Source organism: Snodgrassella sp. CFCC 13594 (assembly GCF_001590725.1).
GTDB lineage: Bacteria > Pseudomonadota > Gammaproteobacteria > Burkholderiales > Neisseriaceae > Snodgrassella.
Window position 1 is genome coordinate 1 of sequence record NZ_LQXR01000034.1, and the last position, 6,210, is coordinate 6,210.

A 6,210-nucleotide genomic window follows, 5' to 3' on the forward strand; every position below is an offset into this window, starting at 1 on the left:
GATGGTTCGCTATGCAGCTGAACACGCGTTAACCGAGGCTAATGCACTGAAAGATTTTGCAGAAGAAGGCTATCATTATGATGCAGCAAGCTCCTCAGAGCGTGAATGGGTATTTTTAAGAGAAGAACATCATAAATAAAAAGAGCCAGTTAGTATTTTATTGCCATTCAGGTTAAGAAACAGACTTGGCAAGGCGTCTCTTTTTCGCTATTATCTCGGCTTCATTGATGGAAGCGTGGCAGAGCGGTTTAATGCAACGGTCTTGAAAACCGTCGAGGGTGCGAGCCCTCCGTGAGTTCGAATCTCACCGCTTCCGCCAAATTAACACCCTGAAGGGTGTTTTTTTGTATCTATTATTTACACAATTCCTTATAAATCAATATTATAATTTGTCTTTTGGTATTTTTACGTTTCTTTTGGTTTCTCTATTTTTTGACAAAATAACAGTATGTATGACAGGATGAGCCAGTTCGAACTTTATTCATCCTGTCATTATGGCTAGAATTGTTACCCCTCTTACTGTTGCTAGCATCAAAGCTGTAAAAAAAAGCGATAAACTAAAAAAGCTATATGATGGCTTTGGGTTGGTGTTGTATATATATCCTAATAAAAAAATGAAATGGGTGTTTCAGTACGACAAAGGAAAGTCTAAAACTTTAGGGGAATATCCGATTTATTCTCTTCAGGAAGCCAGACAGTGGCGTGAGCAATTGCGAGAACGTTTGGCTAAGGGGCTATCTATAAATGAGCAAGCTGAAGATAACAGCCGATACCAATTTGAGCGTGTATATGCCTCATGGTTTGAACGATGGGCACCACAAAAGAAAAATACCAAATATGTAAATCAGGTTAAAGCGGCCATTGACTCGAATATTTTACCTATATTGGGTGGTAGGGATGTGAGATCAATTCGACCATTCGATATTGCTGAAGCATTGCGGCCCATGGAAGAGCGCGGCGTATTGGAGTATTTGCGGCGTGTCAAAAGCAGTCTGAAGTTATTATTCGGTTATGCCGTGTCCACGGGGTTGATCGATTTTAATCCCGTATTGGCGATTGATTCTCAAGCTTCCGGAAGGCTGATAAAGGCCATTTTGAGGCACTTGAATCTGAAGAGCTGCCTAGCCTCATTAGTGCCCTAGAAAGTGGCTCAGTGGATGCTAAAGCCAGACTAGCTATTTACTGGCAGTTGTTGACGATGACTCGACCAAGCGAAACTGCAAAGGCCAAGTGGGCTGATATTGATGTTAAGAAAAAACAGTGGGCTATACCTGCGGATGATATGAAAAGAGGCAAGCCACATGTTGTGCCGCTGTCTGATACTTTACTTTTGTTGCTGAAAGAAATAAAAGCCATCAATGTTGCTGGCGTTTTTCTATTTGAATCTCGCAAGCTGGATGGGCATATTAACAGCGAAACCGCTAGGATGGCGCTAAGGCGAGCAGGGATAAGAAGCACAGCGCATGGACTGCGGGCATTGGCAGCCACTTGTATGCAAGAACAAGGCTATCCTGAAGCTGTAATAGATGCGGCACTGGCTCATGCAAAGGGTGGTGGTGATAAGACTATGGCCGCCTATTTACGTTCAACATTTTACGAAGAACGGTCAGCCATGCTAGAAGAATGGGCAAGAATAGTAAGATGTTTAGCCTAGTTGTTACAACGGACGTGTTTCAATTTCATATTCATGAAGGCAGGTTTTTATAATTTTATAAACCTCGTCCATTCCTTTGTTTTTTTTTGCTTCCAATAAGTCCCGCATTAGACTTTGATAACCTTCTCGTTCAGTATTAGCTGCAGAAGCAATTTTGTCCATATTTAATAAATTATCATGAATAGTAAAATCGCCATCAATTATGGCTTGATTTAATTGAGGCCAAAGTTCTCTTAATTTTACTCTATTTATGTTTGAATAATCAAAATGTTTCTGTGGTTTGTTGAAAAATATATTCCTAAATTCTGTTTTTATAGAATCAATAATTAATTGTTCATTAAAAGTTAATAATTCAGGATTTGATAATGCCATCCGAATGAATCTTTCAGATTCATCTACATGCCAAACATTATTCAATAAGTCATTAAGTGAAGTTAATTCACCAGAAGCATTTCTCCAAGTTATAAAAGAAAAAGATTCTTGAACGGACCATTCTACAAATGAAGAGAGGCTGCGTTTTTGAACTCTTGATGCCATTTCAGCGAGAAAGCGCGTTTGTGGGTCCAATCTAATTGTAAGATTTTCTGATTTTACGGTTTTTCTAGGTTTAGTCGCCATTTGTCTATCTCCATTTTTTTATATTGTATTTCACAAATAATAAAACGCAAAGGAAAAGGCTTGACGCATTCAAAATGAATGCATTATTATTTATCAATACGCAATCATTATGAATGCGTAAAGTAATAATGAATACATGGAGATTACTATGAGTCTAGATGTAAATAGCAAATTTGAACGCCCTTTATGGCCAACCGAAGTTATCCAATCATATTTTGATTGGGCATCAAAAAGCCCGCTTTACCGAGCTATGCACAATGATGCGTTCCCAAAGCCTTTACGGATAGGAGGCCGTAGTTTATGGAGACGTGAAGAGGTACTAGCATGGGTTGATACTCGTGAGCAGGGATTAGACAACAAACCGCAATTTATGAAAAAAGGAGCAGTGGCATGAAACTGAAAGTAAACGAGCTGCGTACATTTAGCAGCCAAGACGAGGCAAGTCGGTTTATTGACCTTTTATTAGCGAATGGGGCAGGTCGGTTTAATCTGGTATGTGCCAATGGTCAATGGGTAGTGGCGCGAGTTGAGGGGGTGGCAGCATGAATAAGAAATACGGCACTGTGAATTTGCTTGATGCTATGTACGGGAACAAATGCAATTTGGAATGGCTAGGCTCATTATTTGAAGCCATTAGGCTGGCCAGTAAGGACGATCGGCCAATTACCGTACAGCAATTGGCCGAAATTGGCGATTTTTTGACCGAGACGCTTGGCCCATGTGATAGCGAAATAAAGGAAGTAGAAGCAGCATGGACGGAAGAGAAAAACGGGAACAAGAAAGGATTAGACGCATGAATATGCCCAAATTGATTTTGCAAAGACAAAGCCCACGCGAGCCCATCCCTATGTTTGAAATTGATGGTGATTTTTATATAAAACCAAGGGGGGATGGAATGAAGCCAACCATTGAACGTGGCGATTTTATTAATATTGTCGATTGTAAAGGACGTTATGTAGGAAGTGGCATCTATTTGGTACAGATAGCTGGGTCTGTCACCGTTCGTAGGCTGGATAGGCGGAGAGGAGATATTGCCATTATGTGTGATAACACGATTTATGGTTGTGAGTATGCGCCCGAAAACAGTTTTCGGATTTTGGGCAAGGTTCGACGCGTATTGAAAAACACTTGGCTTTAAAGGAACAATAATCATGAACGCATTGATTAAGATTGACCAAGCTAATTTTGATGGACAAGAGCAGCAAGCCGTAAATGCCCGTGATTTGCATGATTTTTTGCAGGTAAAAACACGGTTCAATGATTGGATCAATAATCGAATTAAAAAATATGGCTTTGTTGAAAATGTAGACTTTGTAACGCTTACTAAAAATTTAGTAAACGGTGGTTTCTTTGTTGAATACTTTATCAACACAGGCATGGCGAAAGAATTAAGCATGGTAGAGAACAATGCCAAAGGCCGTGAAGCACGCCGATATTTCATTGACTGCGAACGACAGGCCAAGCAAGCACAGATAGCCTTGCCTAAGACGTTTTCTGAAGCACTGCGACTGGCTGCGGACTTGCAAGACCAGTTAAGTATTGCCGCACCTAAAGCCAAGGCGCTGGATTTATTGAGTGACCGTAGCGAGGCGTTTAATTTCCGGCTGACTGCCAAGCATTTGAAGGTAAAAGAGCCAGTGTTAAAGCAGACTTTAATTGCCTTTGGATGGATATACCGCAATGGCCGCATTGAAGCCACCAGCAAGGCCTTGGATGCCAAGTATATGGTACAGGTTACTGGGGTATCAGACGCTAACGGCAGGCAGTACACACAAGCGCTGTTTACAGGTAAAGGCGTAGCCAAACTTGCTGAGTATTTCAGCCAGCCAGAAAAGAAAACAGCGTGAAAACCGTTAGGTAATCACGCTTGGACAAAGCATTAACGGAAGGGGTAGCCGCCCCTTTCAATCCATCAATTAAGCGGAGATTCTACTGGATGCCTGGAGTAGTGACAAGAAGTTTGAGGGTTATCTGCTATGGGTAGCGAAATCCGAGAACGGAATAAACAACGCGAGAATTACAAGAAATCTAAAATTGCCAGCCAGCAATCATTTGGCGGTGGCACCTATGTACCCATGCCTCATAAGTTACTTACTAGCAAGGAATATGCAGGCTTATCACCTATTGCAAAAGCTTTGCTGGTCGACATGATGGCCCAATATTTGCCACTAAAAAACAATGGCGATTTGTGTGTAGCCTTTTCGGTAATGCAAACCTATGGTTGGAAATCAACCACAACATTGCGTAAAGCCCGGAATGAGCTCATGGACAAGGGGTTTATTATTCTCACTAAGCAGGGTGACAGAAAGCGGCCCCATTTGTACGCATTCACCTTTTTTAATATAGACCCTTGCACCGACATACATGGGCGCAGCAAGATTGATTTAGCGCCTACTGAAGAGCCATTAAACTATTGGATGGCCTCCGATGTTGAGCATAAACCCAAGCTAAAATTGGTCATGTAGTGAAACAGCCCCTAAGAGATTAGGGGTTTTTCTTGGCTTAAAATTAGGTTGAGATGGTCAGAATCTGACCAATAAAAAAATATATAGGTCAGAATCTGACCGATAAGTTTTTGTGGCTGATTAAAAAATAGGCAAAAAAGGCCATTTATTGGTCAGAATTTGACCTATATAGCAATTCAGTGGGTCAGAATCTGACCACCTAATTATATATAGCCATATTAGGGGTTATTTTGTCATGCTGTTTTTATTCTGAAGTATGGTTAAAATAATGAAGAAAACCCATGGGCGGCAAAACGTGAAGTAATTGAGGGAGTAATTTATGAGTGGGACTGTTGTGGCTTATATTGTTTTTGGTATTGGGTTACTGGTGATTATTTTATCTATTGTGATTGCTAGGTACCAAATTAAAATGGAAATCAACAAACCGTTAAGATTTATTGTTGCTGGAATTTTGCCCTGTTTGGCGGCTTTGGGAACATATTTTGTATCTTTAATGGTTTTATACATAATTGCATTAATGAATGAGCAGAATAAGGAAGTTGTTAGTCAAGTCGAGTTTTCATTGCAATTAATTCCGCTGTTCATTTCAGCAATCCCGCTTGGAATAGGCATAAATCTAATCAGCCATGCGCTAACAATGCAGTGGCATGACGGTTCTGGTAGCAAAACTAAATAGGGTGCCTCAATCTGAGCCATCCTTGCCTGAATCAGTGACAACCGTCCCGAATCAGGACAGTCCCGAATCGGTAACAACGTACCGAATCAGGACAGTCCCGAATCGGTAACAACGTACCGAATCAGTACACCGTCCAAATCTGGAGTGGTTACAAAACTCAATTTTGAGGTTTGCCATTAAATCAGTGTGTTATCAATCATTACCGTTGGCCCACTTCTGGGCTTACGTTGAAAATCAACAAGTTGGGCGAACGTTCAGAAAGCGAACGTTCAGAAAGTGAAGGTGCAACATCTGCATGTGCAGAATCTGCATGTGCAAGATATTCACTTTCACTTAGGCGAAAAATTTCCGCTTTGGCTTGCATGTCAAAACAACACAATCTTGTCAAATCGACATATGTCAAAACGACACAATCTTGTCAAAACAACACGCTAGCCCGCATTAAAACGATGCGGCCGCATTAAATCAATGCGCTCAGGCGTATCAAATCGATACGGTTGTATCAAAACGATACGAACGTATCAAAACAATGCGGCGCTCCGTCTGATTTCCATACGCTCGTCTGGTTTCCATACGCGTGGCAAAACACAACGACCGTGGCAAAACGCCACGACCGTCGGAAATTCCAACGCTGACCAGTACCAAAAAAGGGGATGCCTCGGAAAACGGCACTAGTCCCGAAAATGGGGACGGGTTGCATTATCTTGTGACTACCCCTATTATGTATATACAAATTGTATATACAAGAATATTTAACCATGTTAGAAATCGCACCCAGTATTGAGCAGAAAATAAGG

10 protein-coding genes and 1 tRNA gene are annotated in these 6,210 nt (G+C 41.2%); 10 read left to right on the plus strand and 1 reads right to left on the minus strand.

Translation table 11 applies throughout. The features are described 5' to 3' along the window. Positions 1-229 precede the first annotated feature (229 nt). The 3 genes from A2F46_RS11245 to A2F46_RS11255 all read left to right on the plus strand — a co-directional run bounded on the left by A2F46_RS11245 (position 230) and on the right by A2F46_RS11255 (position 1,654). A tRNA-Ser gene (locus tag A2F46_RS11245) sits at positions 230-319 on the plus strand. Positions 320-494: 175 nt separating this feature from the next. Next, positions 495-1,142 (plus strand): integrase arm-type DNA-binding domain-containing protein, encoded by a 648-nt coding sequence (locus tag A2F46_RS11250; RefSeq protein WP_066570518.1) that lies wholly within the window; start codon positions 495-497, stop codon positions 1,140-1,142. Positions 1,143-1,153: 11 nt separating this feature from the next. Further along, positions 1,154-1,654 carry a site-specific integrase gene (locus A2F46_RS11255; RefSeq protein WP_231867788.1) on the plus strand — a complete coding sequence of 167 codons (501 nt, stop codon included), beginning with the start codon at positions 1,154-1,156 and terminating at the stop codon, positions 1,652-1,654. 3 nt (positions 1,655-1,657) lie between these two features. Here A2F46_RS11255 and A2F46_RS11260 read toward each other — a convergent pair whose 3' ends face one another. After that, on the minus strand, positions 1,658-2,272 hold the full coding sequence (locus A2F46_RS11260) for a hypothetical protein (RefSeq protein ID WP_066570522.1): 615 nt from the start codon (positions 2,270-2,272) through the stop codon (positions 1,658-1,660). Positions 2,273-2,420: 148 nt separating this feature from the next. Here A2F46_RS11260 and A2F46_RS11265 point away from each other — a divergent pair, with 148 nt between their 5' ends. The 7 genes from A2F46_RS11265 (at position 2,421) to A2F46_RS11290 (ending at position 5,413) form a co-directional block, all read left to right on the plus strand. Continuing rightward, positions 2,421-2,666 (plus strand): AlpA family transcriptional regulator, encoded by a 246-nt coding sequence (locus A2F46_RS11265; RefSeq protein WP_066570524.1) that lies wholly within the window; start codon positions 2,421-2,423, stop codon positions 2,664-2,666. Continuing rightward, the gene (locus A2F46_RS12360) at positions 2,663-2,818 is read left to right on the plus strand and encodes a hypothetical protein (protein WP_156471636.1); all 156 of its coding nucleotides are present in this window, start codon (positions 2,663-2,665) and stop codon (positions 2,816-2,818) included. The genes A2F46_RS11265 and A2F46_RS12360 overlap by 4 nt, the downstream gene beginning before the upstream one ends. Continuing rightward, entirely contained in the window at positions 2,815-3,069 is a 255-nt protein-coding gene (locus tag A2F46_RS11270; RefSeq protein WP_066570529.1) for a hypothetical protein, read from the plus strand. The genes A2F46_RS12360 and A2F46_RS11270 overlap by 4 nt, the downstream gene beginning before the upstream one ends. Next, positions 3,066-3,410, plus strand: coding sequence for a S24 family peptidase (locus tag A2F46_RS11275; RefSeq protein WP_066570531.1), 345 nt, complete (start codon positions 3,066-3,068; stop codon positions 3,408-3,410). Before A2F46_RS11270 ends, A2F46_RS11275 begins: the two co-directional genes overlap by 4 nt. 13 nt (positions 3,411-3,423) lie before the next feature. Beyond that, a complete protein-coding gene (locus A2F46_RS12715) occupies positions 3,424-4,119 on the plus strand; it encodes an antA/AntB antirepressor family protein (protein WP_066570537.1) in 696 nt (231 codons plus the stop codon). A 129-nt stretch (positions 4,120-4,248) separates the two neighbouring features. Then, the gene (locus A2F46_RS11285) at positions 4,249-4,737 is read left to right on the plus strand and encodes a hypothetical protein (RefSeq protein WP_066570539.1); all 489 of its coding nucleotides are present in this window, start codon (positions 4,249-4,251) and stop codon (positions 4,735-4,737) included. A gap of 319 nt (positions 4,738-5,056) precedes the next feature. Continuing rightward, positions 5,057-5,413 carry a hypothetical protein gene (locus A2F46_RS11290; protein ID WP_066570542.1) on the plus strand — a complete coding sequence of 119 codons (357 nt, stop codon included), beginning with the start codon at positions 5,057-5,059 and terminating at the stop codon, positions 5,411-5,413. The last annotated feature ends 797 nt before the right edge of the window (positions 5,414-6,210 follow it).

What these genes read in the sequence shown, in the direction of transcription:
- A2F46_RS11285 (WP_066570539.1), top strand. Translation starts at nt 4,249, where the DNA reads ATGGGTAGCGAAATCCGAGAACGGAATAAACAACGCGAGAATTACAAG.
- A2F46_RS11275 (WP_066570531.1), top strand. Translation starts at nt 3,066, where the DNA reads ATGAATATGCCCAAATTGATTTTGCAAAGACAAAGCCCACGCGAGCCC.
- A2F46_RS11290 (WP_066570542.1), top strand. Translation starts at nt 5,057, where the DNA reads ATGAGTGGGACTGTTGTGGCTTATATTGTTTTTGGTATTGGGTTACTG.
- A2F46_RS12360 (WP_156471636.1), top strand. Translation starts at nt 2,663, where the DNA reads ATGAAACTGAAAGTAAACGAGCTGCGTACATTTAGCAGCCAAGACGAG.
- A2F46_RS11250 (WP_066570518.1), top strand. Translation starts at nt 495, where the DNA reads ATGGCTAGAATTGTTACCCCTCTTACTGTTGCTAGCATCAAAGCTGTA.
- A2F46_RS11270 (WP_066570529.1), top strand. Translation starts at nt 2,815, where the DNA reads ATGAATAAGAAATACGGCACTGTGAATTTGCTTGATGCTATGTACGGG.
- A2F46_RS11260 (WP_066570522.1), bottom strand. Translation starts at nt 2,272, where the DNA reads ATGGCGACTAAACCTAGAAAAACCGTAAAATCAGAAAATCTTACAATT.
- A2F46_RS12715 (WP_066570537.1), top strand. Translation starts at nt 3,424, where the DNA reads ATGAACGCATTGATTAAGATTGACCAAGCTAATTTTGATGGACAAGAG.
- A2F46_RS11265 (WP_066570524.1), top strand. Translation starts at nt 2,421, where the DNA reads ATGAGTCTAGATGTAAATAGCAAATTTGAACGCCCTTTATGGCCAACC.